We start from the raw sequence: 16,497 nt of genomic DNA, 5'->3' as shown, positions 1-16,497 counted from the left end.
CGTCTTCGCGCAGGCCACTCGAAAACGGGCCTGCGCGAAGACGTTCGATCGGGTCAGGCGGGCAGGTGGCCGTAGCCGAAGATGTTGATGAAGTAGTTGCCGGGAATCAATTGATTCATGGCATGCCACTGCCCCGATGGGTCACGCTGGTAGTAGCTGACGCCCAAACCCGCGTCGTAGCAGACGATGTCACCGGTTCCGAACGGACTCCAGTAGGTGCTCGCGTCCGGACGATTGAATTCGAACGGCCCCTTGAACAGATGGCTGCACGGGGTGATGCTCGGTTCGTAGATCGACGGCGCGGCGACGGCGCTCGGCGCGAAACCGACCGCACCGATGCCGACCGCACCGGCGAATACCGCCGCGATCAGTACACGCGGGAAAGACTTCCGCATAAAGGTTCTCCTCGACCATGTCCAGTTGGCAACAGTGAGCACACGTAGCGATCCCGCGACAGAGCCAGGGACCCTGCGCTGCACCCTGCCAGAAGGACCGCTACGCCGACACTGTTTCCGACCGTCAGACGTCGGTGGAGAACCTGATTCCGCCATCCGGGATCTCTACCCCGGGCCAGACGCGTGCGCCGCGTAGTAGTTCGCAGCGCGCACCGACCTGCGCACCGTCACCGATGACGCCGTCGCGCACCAGCGCCCGCGGCCCGATCCGCGCGCCGAAACCGACGATCGAGCGCTCGACGGTGGCACCGGCCTCGATGATCGCGCCGTCGAAGATCACCGCGCCGTCCAGCCGCGCGCCCGCGCCGACCTCGGCGCCGCGACCGATCACCGTCCCGCCGATCAGCAGCGCACCGGGCGCGACGCCCGCACCGGGATGCACCAGCGATTCGCCGCGCTGCCCGGGCAGCGCGGGCGACGGCGCGATGCCGCGCACCAGGTCGGCGGACCCGCGCACGAAGTCCTCGGGTGTGCCCATGTCCCGCCAGTACGACGAATCGACATGCCCCTGCACCCGGGCGCCCTCGGCGAGCAGCGTCGGGAACACCTCGCGCTCCACCGAGACCGGCCGCCCGGACGGGATCTTCTCGATGTACTCGCGCCGGAAGACGTAGCAGCCCGCGTTGATCTGATCGGTCGGCGGATCCTGCGTCTTCTCCAGGAACGCGGTGACCCGGCCGTTCTCGTCGGTCGGCACGCAGCCGAAGGCGCGCGGATCGCTCACCCGGACCAGGTGCAGGGTCACGTCGGCGTTCGTCGACTCGTGGGTATCGAGGATCGCGCCGAGGTCGGTGCCGCCGAGCACGTCGCCGTTGAACACCATCACGGTGTCGGCGCGCAGCTTGGGCAGCACATTGCGGATGCCGCCGCCGGTGCCGAGCGGCTCGGTCTCGGTCACGTACTCCAGTTCCAGGCCGAGCTCGGAACCGTCACCGAAGTGTTCCTCGAACACCTCCGCCTTGAACGAGGTGCCCAGCACGACGTGCGTGATCCCGGCGTCGGCGATGCGGGCCAGCAGGTGCGTGAGGAACGGCAGCCCGGCCGTCGGCAGCATCGGCTTGGGTGCCGAAAGGGTCAGCGGACGCAGTCGTGTGCCCTGCCCACCCACCAGGATCACGGCGTCGGTGCCTGCATTTCCTGCCATTCAAGGTCCCCTGTTCACAGTGGATCGAATTGTCGCTCGCGCGCCGAACGGCACGCGGCCTGCGCCGGTACACACCGGGCCCGAACTGCGGCCCGTCGCCCATTGTCGCTCAGCCGCGCGCCGAATGGCCCGCTTCTTGCGCCTGTTGGCGCAGCGCAGATCGAACCGCAATCCGGGAGCGCACCGCAAGTCCGGCCCGCAGCGCCAGCCGCAACGGCAGCTGCCACCAGTGCGGATGCCGGTCGGCCTGGAATCGGTAGGCGCTCGCGTGGTGCGCGGGCAGCATCACCTCGGGGTGCCGGCCGGCCGCGTGGCCCTTGGCGTGGGTGACCTCCGACGACGGCACGAACACGTTGTGCCAGCCCGCCTTGCCCATCCGGTCGCCGAAGTCGACGTCCTCCATATACATGAAGTAGCGCGAATCGAAGCCGTCGATCGAGTCGAACGCCGCGCGCCGCACCAGCAGGCAGGAACCGGACAGCCAGCCGACCACGCGCTCGGAGATCTGCTCGTTCTCCTGGCGGTAGCGGCGGGTCCAGGGGTTCGTCTTCCACACCGTGCCGAGGATCGCGTGACCGGCGCCGTCGAGCAGTCCGGGCACCCGGCGGGCCGAAGGGTAGACGCTGCCGTCCGGTTCCAGCACCAGCGGGCCGAGCGCCCCCGCCCGCGGCCAGCGCCGCGCGGCGGCCAGCAGCTGATCGATGGAATCGGTGCCCCAGCGGATGTCCGGGTTGGCGATCACCACGAACTCGATGTCCGGGTCGATCTCGGCGACCGCCCGGTTGATCGCGCCGCCGTAGCCGATATTGCCGCCGGTGCGCAGCAGCCGCACGTGCGAATTGGCCTCGGCGATCAGCTCCGGCACCCCGTCGGTCGACCCGTTATCGGCGAGAATCACCTGCGGTTTCTCGGTGGTGGCGTCGGCCAGCGTGGTGATGAAATGCTCGAGGTGCTCGCCCGGTGAATAGGTCACCGTGACGACGGCCAGTCCGGTATGGACGGAATCGGAGGCTATGGTTCGCTCGCTGCGCTCACTCACGACCGCACAGCCTAGTCGGACAATCTCACCAGCGCGTCCCCCAGTGCCACCTGCCATCGACGCAGCGGAGTCAGCCCGGCGTCATCCCAGGCACGGTGCGACAACACCGAATATGCCGGTCGCCGTGCGGGTCTCGGAAACGCGGACGAGTCACACGGCCGCACCCGCTCCGGGTCGGCGCCGACCCCCTCGAATACCGCGCGCGCCAGTTCGAACCAGGTGGCCTGTCCGGCGTTGGTCGCGTGCAGCAGTCGCGGAGCATCCGGACGACCCGCGAGTTCGAGCAGGGCGGCCGCGAGATCCGCGGCATAGGTGGGGGCGCCGAGCTGATCGTCGACCACGTTCACGGTGTCGCGTTCCCGTTCCAGCCGCAGCATGGTGGCGACGAAATCGCTTCCGCGCCCGGCATATACCCACGCGGTGCGCACCACGTGCGACTGCGGCGCGAGCTTCAGCACGGCCTGCTCGCCGGCCAGCTTGGACTGCCCGTAGACGCTGACCGGCCCGGTCGGATCGCCGGTCTCGTACGGACGATCGTGCACGCCGGCGAACACATAGTCGGTGGACAGATGAATAAGCCTCGCCCCCACCCGCGCACACGCCTCGGCCAGCACGGCGGGCCCGGTCTCGTTGCCGGCGAACGCCGCCGCCACCTCGGACTCGGCCAGATCGACCGCGGTGAAGGCGGCGCAGTTGATCACCACCGCACCCGGTTCGATCGCGGCGGCCACCGCGTCCGCGTCGGTGATATCGAGCTCGCGGCGGCCGACGCCGCGGGCCTGCGGTGCGAGGCGGAGCAATTCCTGCCCGAGCTGCCCGCCCGCGCCGGTCACGAGGAGGCGCGCGGGGTGGGCGGCCGACGTTGTCGAAGCTGTCACAGGGTCGAGTCTGGCACGCCGCCACACCTGCTGTTTGCGGGTGGCCGGGCCGCGATTCGTTAGCCTTCAGTCAGTGGCTCTCGCCCGGCGCCCGCCGCTGCGCGGGGTTTGCCGAATCGGTGCGGGGATATGAGAAAGGTGGGGTGGTCACTCCAGACCGTGCTGTCGAAAGAGGCCCCGAGCTTGTCGAAAGGATGTCGAGTTGTCGAGAGGACACAAAGTAGCTGCGGTGCAGGAGGTTCCGGGTGACCCGGCCGCGTCGCGCTGAATCACCGTTACCAGCAGGGGGTCCGGTGCGCGGATTCGCCGCGCTCCTCGCCGTCGTGGTACTCGTCATCACCGGCTTCGCCTGGCACAGCGTCGACAGCCTGATCTCCAATATCGAACGCATCGGCGGCCTCGGTCTCGGCGGCGGCCGCGACGGCGCGGTGGACATCCTGCTGGTCGGCGTCGACAGCCGCACCGACGCGCACGGTAACCCGCTCTCCGACCGGGAACGCGCGCTGCTGCACGCGGGCGACGAGGTCGGCACCAACACCGACACCATCGTGCTGATCCGGGTGCCGAACGACGGCCGGTCCGCCACCGCGATCTCCATCCCCCGCGACTCCTACGTCGACATTCCCGACCTGGGCAAAGGCAAGATCAACTCCGCGTACGGCGCGACCAAGGAGACCCAGCGGCTGAAGCTGATCAACCAGGGTGTGCCGGAGGCCGACGCGGACAAGCAGTCCACCAAGGCGGGTCGGCAGGCGCTGATCAAGTCGGTCGCCAACCTGACCGGCATCAGCGTCGACCACTACGCCGAGGTGAGCCTGCTCGGCTTCGTACTGCTCACCGACGCGGTGGGCGGGGTCGAGGTGTGCCTGAACAACGCGGTGGACGAATGGATGTCCGGCGCCGACTTCCCGGCAGGCCGCCAGCGCCTCGACGGCCCGTCCGCCCTGAGCTTCGTGCGCCAGCGACACAATCTGCCGCGCGGTGATCTCGATCGCATCGTGCGCCAGCAGGTGTTCATGGCCCAGTTGGTCGGGCAGGTGCTCAATGCGAAAACGCTCGGCAACCCCGGGCGGATGAAGCAGCTCAGCGACGCGGTCGGGCGCACGGTGGTGCTCGACGACGACTGGGACGTGCTCGCGTTTCTGCAACAGCTGCAAGACCTTTCGGGCGGCCAGGTGAAGTTCGAGACCATCCCGGTCACCGACCTGAACTACATGACCACCAGCGGCGAATCGGTGGTGCGGGTCGATCCCAAGTCGGTGAAGGACTACGTCGGCTCGCTGGTCGGCGGGAAGCCCGCCGAATCGGACGAACCGGCCCTGGATCCGGCCACGGTGACCGTCAGCGTGTACAACGCCAGCGGGGTCGGCGGGCTGGCCGGTCAGGTCGCACAGGCGTTGAGCGGTAAGGGTTTCCGCGAGGGCGTGGTCGGCAATTACACCGGCGGCAGCGTCACCGGCAGCCGGGTGCTCGCGGCGAACGCCGCCGACGCCAAAGCCAAGGCGGTGGCCAAGGCGCTCGGCGGACTGCCGGTACTGGCGGATACGACGCTGTCGCCGGATTCGGTGAGCGTGGTGCTGGCGAGCGACTATTCTGGTCCGGGCTCGTCGGCCGGGGGGATGTTCGACTTCTCCGGAACGTCGAGTGCGACCGCGACACCAGTCCCGCCCGCCCCACCGATCGACGCTGGCCAGAACGGACCGAAATGCGTGAACTAGACCATGCGTGAATTCGACCAGGCGCTCACCCTGACCGAGCAGGTGCTCGATCCGATTCTCGCGCGCGAGCCGGCGAATCCACGCATCACCTACTACGACGACGCCACCGGCGCCCGGATCGAGCTGTCCGGGCTGACCCTGGCCAACTGGGCGGCCAAGACCGCCAACCTGATCCGCGACGAGTTCGGCCTCAGCCCCGGCGCCCGGATCGCGGTGCTGCTGCCCGCGCACTGGCAGACCGCCGCGGTGCTGCTCGGCTGCTGGTGGGCGGGCACCGAGGTGGTGTTGCGCCCCGACGAGGACGCCGAGCTGGCCCTGGTGACCCCCGACCGGATCGACGACGCCGACGGCATCGCCGAGGTCGCGGCCCTGTCCCTGGACGCGATGGGCGCGCCCGTGCGTGACCTGCCGATCGGCGTGACCGACTTCGCCACCTCCGTGCGTGTGCACGGCGATCAGTTCCTGCCCGGCGGCGCGGGCGCGGCGCTGGACGGCATGCCGGTCGCGGAGGTGTTCGCCGAGGCGAAGAAATCCGCCATGCGGCAAGGGTTTTCCGAGACCGACCGGGTGCTGTCGAGCACCCCGTGGGACACCCCCGCCGAACTGATCGACGGCTTCGTCTCGATCCTCGCCGCCGGCGCCTCCCTGATCCAGGTGGTCAACCCCGACCCGGCCCAGCGCGAACGCCGCATCGAAACCGAGCGCGTCACCGCGCAGCGCGCCTGACGCACACCTGCCGATTTCCCGCAGACCCGTTCGCCGGCGATTCGGTCTGCGGGAAATCGAGGCGTGTGCGGCAATCTCGTCCGCCGTCGGGTCGGCGCGCAGTAGCTTTGACGGCTTAGGGGTGCGTTGTTCGCAGGTTCGGGTGGGGGTCTCCTACCACGGTATAGGCGGAAGTCCGACTAGAGGACGTTCCACATTTTGGCCGGGTTCCGTACGGTTGCAATATCGCACAACGACGGAGTTGGTGAATGATGATGCCGCAGTATTGGTTCCGCTGGTTGTCCGTTCAAGGCGTGCCCCGGCTCGTGCTGCGCCTGCAGGCGCGGCGCGGTGAGCCGTTCGCCGAACTGATGGGCGGGCCCACCGGACTCGCCGATCCCTATCCACTCATCGAACGGCTACGCGGCGAGGGCAGGCTGATCCGCACCCCCATCGCCTGGGCCACCTTCGACCACGAGCTGTGCCGATCCATCTTGCGCGACAACCGATTCGGTGTGCACAGCACCGACGGCTTCGCGGTCCCCGAGGCGGTCCGGCAGCTGATCAAGAAGTATTTCCCGCTGCCGCCGAACCCGGTGGAGCCGCCGTCGATGCTGGTGATCGACCCGCCGCAGCACACCCGGATGCGCAAGCCGGTCGCCGCCGCGTTCACCCCGCGCGCCATCGGCAGGCTGCGCGACCGGGTCGAAACGGTGACCGCCGAACTCCTGGACGCGCTGCCGTCCGGCGGCTCGGCCGATCTGATCAGCGCCTTCGCCGCGCAGGTCCCGATCGCGATCATCTCCGAGATGCTCGGCTTCCCGGACGCGGAGAAGCAGCGATTCCTGAACTGGGGCGACCAGGTGACCCCGCTGCTCGACGTCGGCATCTCCTGGCGCGCCCACCGCCGCGCGCTGAAAGCCATGGAGGTGATGAACGACTACTTCGACCAGCACATCGCGCGCCTGCGCCGCACCCCCGGCGACGACATCTTCAGCGCCCTGGTCAGCGCGGGCGAGCTGAACATGTTCGAGCTCAAGGCCTCCGCGAGCCTGCTGATGGGCGCGGGCTTCGAGACCACGGTGAACCTGATCGGCAACGGCGTGGTGCAGCTGATCGACCACCCCGAACAGCTCGCGCGGCTGCGCGCCGAACCCGAGCTGTGGCCCAACGCCATCGAGGAGATCCTGCGGTTCGACTCGCCGGTGCAGACGACCGCGCGAAGCGTGCTGTGCGACCTGGAAATCGACGGTGTCGAGCTGCGCGCGGGCGACACCGTGGTGCTGTCGCTGGCCGGCGCCAACCGCGACCCCGCGGTGTTCGCCGAGCCGGACCGCTTCGATGTCGGACGCGCGAACGCCAAGGAGCACCTGTCCTTCAGCAACGGCATCCACGTCTGCCTCGGCGCCAGCCTGGCCAGGATGGAGGGCGTCTACGCGTTGCAGTCGCTGTTCGACCGCTTCCCCGACCTGCAACTCGACGGCACACCGGAGCGTCGGCAGCTGTTCACGCTGCACGGATACGAACGGCTGCCGGTCCAGCTCGGCCGCCGTGCGCTCGCTCCCGAACCGACGACCGTCTAGCTGAAGCCGACGGCCTGCTCACCCCAGGCGGTGTGCAGGTCGGCGTCGGGATCGTCGACGACCCGGTCGACGGTGTCGATCAGCAGGGTGGTGCGGGTCGACGGACGGTACGGCGGCCAATGTTTCGAGCCGTCCAGCGCGGCGGGCACGCCGTGGGTGGCAAAAGCCAACCAGCGCCGCATCATTCGGCCCGACACCTCCATCGCCACCTTGCGCCCGCCGAGCCAGAACGTCGGATCGTGGTTGAACGAGCCGAAATTGCCGAACACGTAGGGCAACTCGGTGGCGTGCCCGGCCCCGACCCTGGCTGCCCGCAGCATCGGCGTCGCGTGGTCGAAGCGATACATCCAGGTCGGCGAGTGCTGCGCGTGCGCGTCGGCCACCCAGTGCGCGGGCATCCGGAACGCGGCGTCGCCGGACATGGCCAGCGCGCCGCGGGTCTTGTCCAGATCCGGGTAGGCGGAGGTGATTTCGGCGATCCGCTCGTGCGACAGCTCCGGGTGACTGGCGGCCACATCGTTGAGCATCGCGTTCACCGCGTCCGGCGTCACCGGCATGATCGGCGAGCGGAACACCCGGAACAGCGACGCCTCGTCCTTGTTCGCGCCGATCATCAGCGGCACCCGGTGCGAGCGCCCGTGCTGGAACCGCTCGATCGGATAGGTCGGCAGCAGGTCGCCGTCCACCACCGGCGCGGCCGCCAGCCGGCCCGGCTCCTTCAACGGGATCTCATCCAGCAGGATGCCCGCGACCTCGACGATCTTCTCGATCGGCCAGTCCAGCAGTTCGACGGCCCGTTCCGGCGACAGCTCCAGCAGCTCGAGGAAGCGGCGGGCGACCGCGGCGGCCCGCTCCTGACCGAACACCGTGGTGGTCGGCGGGCTCTGCGCGATGGCCTGGTGGAACAGCCCGGCCGCGCGCGGCGAGGTCATCAGCGCGGTCACGCAACCGGCGCCGGAGGATTCGCCAAACAGGGTGACATTGCCGGGGTCGCCGCCGAACGCGGCGATATTGTCGCGCACCCATTCCAGCGCGGCGATCTGGTCGTGCAGCCCGAGATTCGGGGTGAACGGCCCGGGCAGCGAGGACAGATCGAGGAAACCGAACGCGCCCAGGCGATAGTTCACCGTGACCACCACGACGTCACCGGTCTCGGCCAGCTTGCGGCCGTCGTAGATGCCCTGTGCGGCGGTGCCGAGGCAGTACGCGCCGCCGTGCAACCAGACCATGACCGGGCGCGGTTCACCGCTTTCGAAGGTGTGCACCAGATCGCCGACGTCGCGCCGGGGCGACCAGACGTTCACCCACAGGCAGTCTTCGCCCATCCGCAGATCGGAGTCGACGGGAACCATGTTGCCCATGGTCTGCGGGGCGATGTCGCCGAAGACGGCGCAATCCCTGGTTCCGGTCCACTCGGGCGCGGGCAACGGCGGCAGGAAGCGATTTCCCCCGCTCGGCGACGCCGCATAGGGAATGCTGCGCCACACTGCCACCGGGCCATCCCAGCGCCCGCGTACATCGCCCGAGGTAGTGGTGGCTATCGGCGCGGGGCCGCCCACGTCCCAACCGGGTTCGGTCTGGAGCTGAGTGCTCATGGCTGGATTGTTCGGCTCGCTGCGCTCGCGCATGGTCTCGCACCTCCTGCCAGGGACCCATCGGTGTGCTGCCGGTTTGCTCCAGCGGGCCCCGCACCTCGTGATCTCTCCATCGAGAGTACGTCGGCGCTGACCACCTGGGAACGCGACGCACCATTATGAGACCTCGGCGGTACGCTTGACCGATGCCGAGTTACAGCTATCGGTGCCGCAGTTGCGGGGACACTTTCGAGATGAACCGCCCGATGGCGGAGTCGTCGGATCCGGCGTCCTGCCCGAGCGGCCATGCCGACACAGTCAAGCTGCTGACCACGTTTGCCACGGTCAGCCGGGGTAGCACGGCGCAGGCACCGGGTCCGGCGGCCCGTCCCGCCGGTGGCGGCTGCTGTGGCGGAGGGTGTTGCGGCTGAGCAAGACCCGGCCGCGGCCGCGGGCGCGCGCAGCGGGGTTCAGTCGCGCCGATCGGCGTGGCCGAGATCACGCTCCGGCGCGACCCGATCGCGCACCCGTTGTTTCAGCACCGCGATATCGGGAAAACCGCCGTCCGCCTTGCGTTCCCACACCTGCTCACCGTCCACGGTGATCCGGAAAACGCCGCCCGTGCCCGGAATCAGCGCCACCTCACCGAGTTCGGTGGCGAAGGTGCTGAGCAATTCCTGGGCCATCCAGCTCGCGCGCAGCAGCCAGCGGCACTGCGTGCAGTACTCGATCGCGACACGGGACATAGTGGCCGAGCGTACTCAGACTTCGACTTCGCCGTCGAGGTAGACCCAGGCCCCGTCGGCGCGCAGGAACCGGCTGACCTCGTGCAGTGAACCGCGGGTGCCGTCGGCCCGGTAGTGCGCGACGAATTCGACCAGGCCGGTCTCGTCGAACAGCCCGCCGTCTGCGGTGCGCAGTATCTCCAGGAACAACCACCGCTGCCCAGGGTCGAGTTCCAGCGTCGCCGGCCTGGTCCGCGGATGCCACGATCCACGGAGATAGTCGGTGTCCCCGACCGCGAAAGCCGTGTAGCGCGAACGCATCAACGCCTCGGCGGTCGCCGCCGCCCGCTTCCCGCTCAGCACCGGCCCGCAGCAGTCGTCGAAGGCCTCGCCCCGGCCACACGGACACATCCGCGTCCCACTCATACCCCGATTGTTGCGCGCCGCCCGCAACAAAGATCAGGCCGGGTCGCCCGGAGCGGTCCGGCGGGCCTCGACGGTCGCCAGCGCGCCCGCGATCGCGACCGTCTGTTCGCGCCAACGACGCAGGTCGGTGACGCTCGGCGCGAGTTCGTAGTCGTGATGATGCGCGGCTCGGGACAACGCGGCCCACAGCGCGGCGACCTGCGCCGCCACCTCGGGTCCGGCGAACGTGCGCAGCGCGATGAGCTGGGCGCGCATCGGGCAGCGCATGAGCGCGGGCGCCAGCCGGGCCCACAGCTCATCTACCGACTGCTCCAGGGCAATACGCAGAATCCACGCGGTGGCGCGGGACCACAGGCCGCCCGCGTCGGTCACCGAACCGGCCAGCAGGCGATCGACCGTGTCGAGCCGCTCGGCCACCGACGGCCGCGGCCGCCTCGGGCCCTTTCCCGGTCCGCGCTTCGACCGCTGCCCGCCGTTGCCACCGCGGCCGCCGTTCGGCCCGCGCCGCGGTCCCCGTCGCTCGCTCATGGGCGCCCGGTCAGTGCGCGAGCCATGCGACGAATCTTTCGGTCTCCGTGATCAATTCGCGCATGCTGCGACCGATCGGCACGTGCGCGCCTGCCGTCGCGTCGCGCAGCGCCTCGACCACCCATTTCCCCTCGCGCGCGACGAGATGCTTGTTGAGGTCGTCGACCTTGCCGCCGACACCCATCACCGCGAGAGCCACTTTCGCCCTGGTGGATTGGGCGGCATCGATGTGCCGCTCCACCTCGCGGTGGTTCATGCCGTCGGCGAGCAGGGTGCGTCGGGCGCGGCCGAGGCTCGCGGCCTCGACGGCGGAACGGCAGCAGGTGGCGACGAGTTCGTCGGCGATGGCCTGCGGCAGCTGCGGCGTGCGCACCAGTGCGCGCGCGTCGTCCAGGTAGCGGCGGACCGGATCGCTGGACACCCGCACCTCCACCACCGACCGGTCCCGGCGCTGCACCTCGAGCACGGTGGCGTCGAGCTGCATCCGGCGCACCGCCTCGGCCAGCCGCTCGTCGTGGGTGAAGACCACCACCTGCCGGGTCCACGCGACCGCGGCGAGCACCCTGGCCAGGCCGTCGACCTTCGCCGGGTCCATCGCCTGCACCGGGTCGTCGATCATGACGAAGCGGAACGGGCTCTCCTCGACCGTGGCGCGCGGCAGGAACAGCGACAGCCCGAGCGCGTGTAACTCGCCCTGACTCATCACGCCGAGCGCGGCGCCGTCCACGTCGTCGACGGTGACGTCCAAGAGCACCCGGCGGGCGGTTCCGGCGTTGCCCTGCAACGTGATCGAGCCGAGTTCCACGTTGCTCTGCTGCCGCAGCGTCTGCCAGACCCAGCGCGCGGTGGTCTCCAGCGGGGTCATGCGTTCGCCGCGCAGACCCGCGGTCGCGGACTTGAGCCAGTCCTCGGCCTTCTTGACCGTGCGCAGTTCGGCCGCGTGCGCGGCGACCTCGCGCGCACCTTCCAGCCAGCTGACGATGCGCGGGACCAGCGGCGTCCACACCTCGTCGAGGCGGTCCAGTTCCTTGCGCGTGCCCTGCTGCACCAGGTCGAGTTCGTCGACCAGTCGCGCGTGCGCGCCGCGCAACCGGTCCGGCAGGTCGGCGGTGTAGTCGGCGGAGGTGAGCGCGGCCCAGTCGGCCCAGGCCCGGCGGACGGCGGAGGTGTCGACCGAGGGCGGGTTGCGCGGGTCGAACTCCAGTTCCGGCGGAATGAGATCCGGCAGGGAGCGGGCCGCGCGCAACGCCTCGCCGAGTTCGGTGCGGGCGGTGGTGAGCGCGTCAACCCTGGCGGCGAGCTCGGTGATCGAGTCGTCCGCCGCGTGCGCCCACCCGTCGTCCAGGTCGCCGCGGCCGCAGACCGGGCACGGGCAGGTGCCGACGGCCTTGTGGTGGTCGCGGGCCCGGCGCAGCAGCTCCAGCACGCGCCAGTCCGCCTCGGCGTCGGCGGTGGTGCCGCGGGCCAATGCCGTGCCGCAGTCCGCGAGCCGGGTGGCCACCTGTGCCACCTCCGCCGCGCTGGGCAGGGTGAGGCGGACGATCGCGCGCAGGCCCGCCGGACCGCCCGGGTCGTCGAAGGTGCCCGACACCTCGCGCCCGACCGCGGCGAGATCCGGCTGGGCGGGGCGCAGCAGGCCGTTCACCCGGACGGCGCGGTCGTCGGCCACCGTCTCCAGCGCGTCCAGGAGTTCGAGGCGTTCCTGGCGGGAATCCCGCACGGCGCGTTCCAGTTCCAGGCGGCGCAGCCGAATTCGCTCCTGCGCCAACGTCAATTCGTCCAGGCCGAGCAGCTGGTGCAGCGCGTCGAACAGGTCGCTCGGTTTGCCGTCGACCAGCGCGCCGAGCTCGCTGTAGGACAGGAACGGGCGGTAGAGCTCCAGCCGGCCCGCCCATCGATCCATGTCGAATTCCGTTGGGGCACCGGGCGGATGCTGTTCGGTCCAGGTGGCGTCGGGCAGGTCCGCGTCGGCGGCCCACTCCTTGCTGATGGTCAGTTGCGGCTTGCTTCCGGTGGTGAGCAGCTCCACCTCGATGCGGGCGGTGCCGCCGTCGTGCAGGTTGCGCCAGCCCTCCCGCCAGGCCGCGGATCGACCGTCCCACCGGCGATTTCCGCCGGTGAACACCAGTTCGGCGGCCTCGGCGAAGCTGGATTTGCCGCTGCCGTTGCGGCCGACGACCAGGGTGAGGCCGGGGCCGGGCGGCAGGTGCAGCTCGGCCTGCGGGCCGATGCCGCGGAAGCCGCGTACCCGGATGGCGCGCAGGAAGATCCCGCTGTCGTCGAATTCGGTTGCCCGATCATCGGTCTCGGTGCCGCCGAGGGCACGCAGGACGGTGCGGGCGACCGACGGCGTCACCGAGGGATCGGCGGCGAGCCGACGCGTCACCACCTCGGTCAATCGCGGCACCGGGTCTGCGTCGGGACGCATGTTGGTCGGACCCCCTCCACCACCGAGCCGCTACACGCCCTCCGACCTCGTGCGCGGCGCCACTGTCGAAGCTCTGCGAAACGCTACCCGATCGCACCGCATTCGCCCACCGGAGGTAATCGTCCGGTGGCCAGCGAATCTGCCCGCGGGGATGGATATGGCCATCGAAACGGCTGGGGCCGCGCCTCGATGTCCACCCCTCGCCAGCCCCGGCGGGCAGCTCGATGGTGTATCACCCGATTTGGATGGTTCGGTCGAGCCGAACAGGACAGAATGCCAGAGAACAACAATGTACGCAAGAGGTTTTCAGCGGTGAAAACCGGCACGCCACAGTAATTTCCGTGCGAAATACACCGGTCGGATCGGCACTTGTCGGTGGCCTGCGGTAGAAATCCGGTCAACCGACGAACGGGGGAAGACATGACGCGCTGGAGCGAGGACCAGGTCACAGCGCTCGCGCCGGACGCGAGCTCGCTGTCGGCCGCGCGGAAACTGGCGAGTCGATGGCGCGGCACCGGCAGCCACGACATCGCGCTGTGGGGACTGTGCCAGGGCAGCGGCGCGAAGCCGTATCAGACGATCATCGATCTGTCCGGGCCCGCGTACAAGTGCTCCTGTCCGAGCCGCAAGTTCCCGTGCAAGCACGCGCTGTCGCTGTTGCTCGAGTGGTCCGCGGGCCGGGTCGAGGACGCGCCCGCGATCGTCGACTTCGCCGGCAGCTGGATCGGCGGCCGGATCGCCAAGGCCACTGGACCGGCGGCGAAGGCAGGCGCCCGCACCTCGAATCCGGCCACCGCGGAACAGCGGCGGGCGCGGGTCACCGCGGGCCTGGCCGAGCTCGACGTCTGGCTCGGCGACCAGGTGCGCACCGGCCTGGCGCAGGCCGATCGCTCGTACCGGGCGTTCGAGACGATCGCCGCGCGCATGGTCGACGCGCAGGCCCCCGGCGTCGCCTCGGCCCTGCGTCAGCTGCCTGCCGCCGTGGTGACCAGGCCGGACTGGCCGGACGTGGTGCTGCGCGAATACGCCAGGCTGCACCTGCTGGTCGCCGCGCATCGCCGGCTGGACGAGTTGCCGCCCGAGCTGGGCGCCAGCGTCCGCACGCACGTCGGTTATCCGAATCCGGCCGAATCCGTGCGCACCGAGCCCGCGGTGCGGGACCGGTGGATGGTGCTCGGCCTGCGGATCACCGAGGACGAGCGCCTCTACACCCGGCGAACCTGGTTGTACGGCAGGCAATCTCGGCGCTGGGCCGTGGTCGTCGACCACTCGTTCGGCGCGCCGGGCTTCCCCGCGGACGTGCCGCCGCTCGGCCTGCTCGCCGACGCTGACGTGCACTACTACCCCGGCGCCGCGCCGCTGCGCGCGCTGTGGGGTGAGCGCCACGGTGCGCCGGAGCCGTTCACCACCCTGCCGACCGATCCGGACCGGCCCGGCACGATCGCCGCAGCGCTCGCCGAGCACGCGGCGGCGCTCGGCGCCGATCCGTGGCTGCGCGGCTGGCCGGTGCTGCTCACCGACGTGGTCCCGGTGCCCACCGAAACCGGTTGGTACATCGCCGAATCCGACGGCACCGCACTGCCGGTGGCGCCCACCGAGCAGCCGTGGCGACTGCTCGGCGTGTCCGGCGGGTACCCGGTGACCGTCGCCGCCGAATGGACCGGCGAGGGCCTGGTCCCGGTCTCGGTGTTCACCGCGGGCGAGGTGATCGATCTGGCCCGGCTCGATCCGGTCGGCCGGAGCGCGCCGAATGCCCGAGCGGCACAGCAGGCCGGCGCGGCCGACCTCATCTCCGTCGCGCTGCTCGGCACGGCCCGCAGGCCGCCGGACCTCACCGGCCTCGCCGCGCCGATCGCCGAGGCGGCCGACCTGCTGCCTGCCGATCCGGCGCTGCGCCTGCTCGAATCCGCCGCGCTGCACGACGTTTTCACGCGCGGCGGGGTACGCGCGGCCACCGCGACCGCGCCCGAACCCGCCGAGGACGACCCCCGGCGACTGCTGCCGCGGATCGCCGCCGGCCGCCTGGCGCGGATGTTGCAGGAGAAGTCGCCCTTCCTGCCCGAATGGTTCACCGCGGCAACGCCGTACGACTATCGCGCGCCGGACGCGCTCTGCGGGCAGCTGTTGGACCAGGCGAAGAGCAACGCCGAGCTGCGCGAGCCGCTGCTGCGCCTGGCCGGTGCCCGCGGTCGCTGGCTGGCGAGCCGGCATCCGGAATGGCGAAACCTGGTGCGCGGGCAGCCCGCCGCGGCGCCCACCGAGGAGGCCTGGCAGTTCGGGCAGCCGCCGGAGCGGCGGGCGTGGCTGGCCGAGTTGCGCCGCCGGGATGCCGACGCGGCGCGCGAAACGCTCGCCGCGGCCTGGTCGAAGGAATCGGGTCCACTGAAGGCGGAGCTGCTCGCCGTACTCGCCGACCGGATTTCGCGGGCCGACGAACCGCTGCTGGAGGCCGGGCTGGACGATCGGCGCTCCGACGTCCGGCGGACCGCCGCCGGTCTGCTGACCCTGCTGCCGGACTCGGCGTTCGCGCACCGCATGACGCGGCGGGCCGGCGAGTGGCTACGCGTCGAACATCGGCTGCTGCACACCGAACTCGTTGTCGCGCTGCCCGATACGCTGGATCCGTCCGCGCATCGCGACGGCATCACCGACCGCAGCGTCGAGTTCACCTATCGGTGGGGCGGTGCTCCCGACGTCACCGCGGGCCGACTGCGCCAGCTGGTCGCGGCGACACCGCTCGACCACTGGGCGAACCTGCTCGGCGGGCCCGACAAGGCGGTCAGGGCCACCATCGACGACCGCTTCCGGCAGCCGGTGTTCGACGGCTGGGTGGATGCCGCACTGGCCCAGCGCGATTCGGTGTGGGCGCGGGCGCTGTTCGACGCCGGCGTGCCGACCGACGTCGCCATGCTGCGCAGGCGCGAGTTGTTCGCGCTGCTGCCGCAGGCCGACCGCACCCGCCACCTGCTCGACCTGGACGGCTCCTGGCTCTCCGAGATCGAGGCGCTGCTGCCCGCGATAGGGCATCCGTGGCCGGAGCCGTTGGCGCAGCACCTGATTCTGCTGCTGTTCGAACGTGCCCGCGCCGCCGCCCGCCGACCGGAGGCACACGGCAACACCCCCAACGCGCACCGCTCGCTGCTGGCCGCGGCGTCGGTGCACCTGCCCGTTTCCGCCGCGAGCGCCGCCACCGTGGTGGCCCGCCGGTGCGGCGATCCCACCTGGGAACGAGCCTTCGATCAGCTCGCCCACGACCTCAACCACCGCTCGATGATGCTCGAGGAGTTGCAGTGA

General features: G+C 70.4%; 14 protein-coding genes. 5 read left to right on the top strand and 9 right to left on the bottom strand.

Features of this window, described 5'->3' with window-relative positions; all coding sequences use genetic code 11:
• Positions 1 to 53: 53 nt before the first annotated feature.
• The 4 genes from ACFQ9K_RS27300 to rfbD all read right to left on the bottom strand — a co-directional run bounded on the left by ACFQ9K_RS27300 (position 54) and on the right by rfbD (position 3,516).
• Positions 54 to 395, bottom strand: coding sequence for a hypothetical protein (locus tag ACFQ9K_RS27300; RefSeq protein ID WP_378723179.1), 342 nt, complete (start codon positions 393 to 395; stop codon positions 54 to 56).
• Between the two features lie 124 nt (positions 396 to 519).
• Positions 520 to 1,599, bottom strand: coding sequence for a sugar phosphate nucleotidyltransferase (locus ACFQ9K_RS27295; RefSeq protein ID WP_378723180.1), 1,080 nt, complete (start codon positions 1,597 to 1,599; stop codon positions 520 to 522).
• Between the two features lie 109 nt (positions 1,600 to 1,708).
• On the bottom strand, positions 1,709 to 2,638 hold the full coding sequence (locus ACFQ9K_RS27290; RefSeq protein WP_378723181.1) for a glycosyltransferase family 2 protein: 930 nt from the start codon (positions 2,636 to 2,638) through the stop codon (positions 1,709 to 1,711).
• An 11-nt stretch (positions 2,639 to 2,649) separates the two neighbouring features.
• Positions 2,650 to 3,516: a dTDP-4-dehydrorhamnose reductase gene (rfbD, locus tag ACFQ9K_RS27285; RefSeq protein ID WP_378723182.1), complete on the bottom strand. Its 867-nt coding sequence runs from the start codon at positions 3,514 to 3,516 to the stop codon at positions 2,650 to 2,652.
• Between the two features lie 293 nt (positions 3,517 to 3,809).
• Between rfbD and ACFQ9K_RS27280 the strand changes: the two genes are divergently transcribed.
• The 3 genes from ACFQ9K_RS27280 to ACFQ9K_RS27270 all read left to right on the top strand — a co-directional run bounded on the left by ACFQ9K_RS27280 (position 3,810) and on the right by ACFQ9K_RS27270 (position 7,522).
• A complete protein-coding gene (locus tag ACFQ9K_RS27280; RefSeq protein WP_378723183.1) occupies positions 3,810 to 5,234 on the top strand; it encodes an LCP family protein in 1,425 nt (474 codons plus the stop codon).
• Between the two features lie 3 nt (positions 5,235 to 5,237).
• Positions 5,238 to 5,960 carry a TIGR03089 family protein gene (locus ACFQ9K_RS27275; RefSeq protein WP_378723185.1) on the top strand — a complete coding sequence of 241 codons (723 nt, stop codon included), beginning with the start codon at positions 5,238 to 5,240 and terminating at the stop codon, positions 5,958 to 5,960.
• A 251-nt stretch (positions 5,961 to 6,211) separates the two neighbouring features.
• Positions 6,212 to 7,522 (top strand): cytochrome P450, encoded by a 1,311-nt coding sequence (locus ACFQ9K_RS27270; protein ID WP_378723195.1) that lies wholly within the window; start codon positions 6,212 to 6,214, stop codon positions 7,520 to 7,522.
• Here the strand turns inward: ACFQ9K_RS27270 and ACFQ9K_RS27265 are convergent.
• Complete coding sequence (locus ACFQ9K_RS27265; protein ID WP_378723186.1) at positions 7,519 to 9,117, bottom strand: carboxylesterase/lipase family protein; 1,599 nt, start codon at positions 9,115 to 9,117, stop codon at positions 7,519 to 7,521. The genes ACFQ9K_RS27270 and ACFQ9K_RS27265 overlap by 4 nt on opposite strands.
• Before the next feature lie 185 nt (positions 9,118 to 9,302).
• Here ACFQ9K_RS27265 and ACFQ9K_RS27260 point away from each other — a divergent pair, with 185 nt between their 5' ends.
• Complete coding sequence (locus tag ACFQ9K_RS27260; RefSeq protein WP_378723187.1) at positions 9,303 to 9,527, top strand: zinc ribbon domain-containing protein; 225 nt, start codon at positions 9,303 to 9,305, stop codon at positions 9,525 to 9,527.
• 39 nt (positions 9,528 to 9,566) lie between these two features.
• Here the strand turns inward: ACFQ9K_RS27260 and ACFQ9K_RS27255 are convergent, their stop codons facing one another.
• Genes ACFQ9K_RS27255 through ACFQ9K_RS27240 form a run of 4 tightly spaced genes read right to left on the bottom strand, consistent with a single transcriptional unit; the run spans position 9,567 to position 13,203 of the window.
• Entirely contained in the window at positions 9,567 to 9,842 is a 276-nt protein-coding gene (locus tag ACFQ9K_RS27255; protein WP_040738385.1) for a SelT/SelW/SelH family protein, read from the bottom strand.
• Between the two features lie 15 nt (positions 9,843 to 9,857).
• Positions 9,858 to 10,247, bottom strand: a complete 390-nt coding sequence (locus tag ACFQ9K_RS27250; RefSeq protein WP_378723188.1) for a YchJ family protein — start codon at positions 10,245 to 10,247, stop codon at positions 9,858 to 9,860.
• A gap of 33 nt (positions 10,248 to 10,280) precedes the next feature.
• Positions 10,281 to 10,775, bottom strand: coding sequence for a hypothetical protein (locus ACFQ9K_RS27245; protein ID WP_378723189.1), 495 nt, complete (start codon positions 10,773 to 10,775; stop codon positions 10,281 to 10,283).
• 10 nt (positions 10,776 to 10,785) lie between these two features.
• Positions 10,786 to 13,203, bottom strand: coding sequence for an AAA family ATPase (locus ACFQ9K_RS27240; protein ID WP_378723190.1), 2,418 nt, complete (start codon positions 13,201 to 13,203; stop codon positions 10,786 to 10,788).
• A 420-nt stretch (positions 13,204 to 13,623) separates the two neighbouring features.
• Here ACFQ9K_RS27240 and ACFQ9K_RS27235 point away from each other — a divergent pair, with 420 nt between their 5' ends.
• On the top strand, positions 13,624 to 16,497 hold the full coding sequence (locus ACFQ9K_RS27235) for an SWIM zinc finger family protein (protein WP_378723192.1): 2,874 nt from the start codon (positions 13,624 to 13,626) through the stop codon (positions 16,495 to 16,497).

It is taken from the genome of Nocardia sp. NPDC056564, assembly GCF_042793755.1.
Taxonomy (GTDB): Bacteria; Actinomycetota; Actinomycetes; order Mycobacteriales; family Mycobacteriaceae; genus Nocardia.
This window is presented reverse-complemented; position numbering and strand designations above follow the sequence as displayed.

Excerpts from the sequence above, each read along its gene's own strand:
- ACFQ9K_RS27265 (WP_378723186.1), bottom strand. The coding sequence starts at position 9,117 with ATGAGCACTCAGCTCCAGACCGAACCCGGTTGGGACGTGGGCGGCCCC.
- ACFQ9K_RS27235 (WP_378723192.1), top strand. The coding sequence starts at position 13,624 with ATGACGCGCTGGAGCGAGGACCAGGTCACAGCGCTCGCGCCGGACGCG.
- ACFQ9K_RS27240 (WP_378723190.1), bottom strand. The coding sequence starts at position 13,203 with ATGCGTCCCGACGCAGACCCGGTGCCGCGATTGACCGAGGTGGTGACG.
- ACFQ9K_RS27260 (WP_378723187.1), top strand. The coding sequence starts at position 9,303 with ATGCCGAGTTACAGCTATCGGTGCCGCAGTTGCGGGGACACTTTCGAG.
- ACFQ9K_RS27295 (WP_378723180.1), bottom strand. The coding sequence starts at position 1,599 with ATGGCAGGAAATGCAGGCACCGACGCCGTGATCCTGGTGGGTGGGCAG.
- ACFQ9K_RS27245 (WP_378723189.1), bottom strand. The coding sequence starts at position 10,775 with ATGAGCGAGCGACGGGGACCGCGGCGCGGGCCGAACGGCGGCCGCGGT.
- ACFQ9K_RS27270 (WP_378723195.1), top strand. The coding sequence starts at position 6,212 with ATGATGCCGCAGTATTGGTTCCGCTGGTTGTCCGTTCAAGGCGTGCCC.
- ACFQ9K_RS27255 (WP_040738385.1), bottom strand. The coding sequence starts at position 9,842 with ATGTCCCGTGTCGCGATCGAGTACTGCACGCAGTGCCGCTGGCTGCTG.
- ACFQ9K_RS27250 (WP_378723188.1), bottom strand. The coding sequence starts at position 10,247 with ATGAGTGGGACGCGGATGTGTCCGTGTGGCCGGGGCGAGGCCTTCGAC.
- ACFQ9K_RS27275 (WP_378723185.1), top strand. The coding sequence starts at position 5,238 with ATGCGTGAATTCGACCAGGCGCTCACCCTGACCGAGCAGGTGCTCGAT.
- ACFQ9K_RS27300 (WP_378723179.1), bottom strand. The coding sequence starts at position 395 with ATGCGGAAGTCTTTCCCGCGTGTACTGATCGCGGCGGTATTCGCCGGT.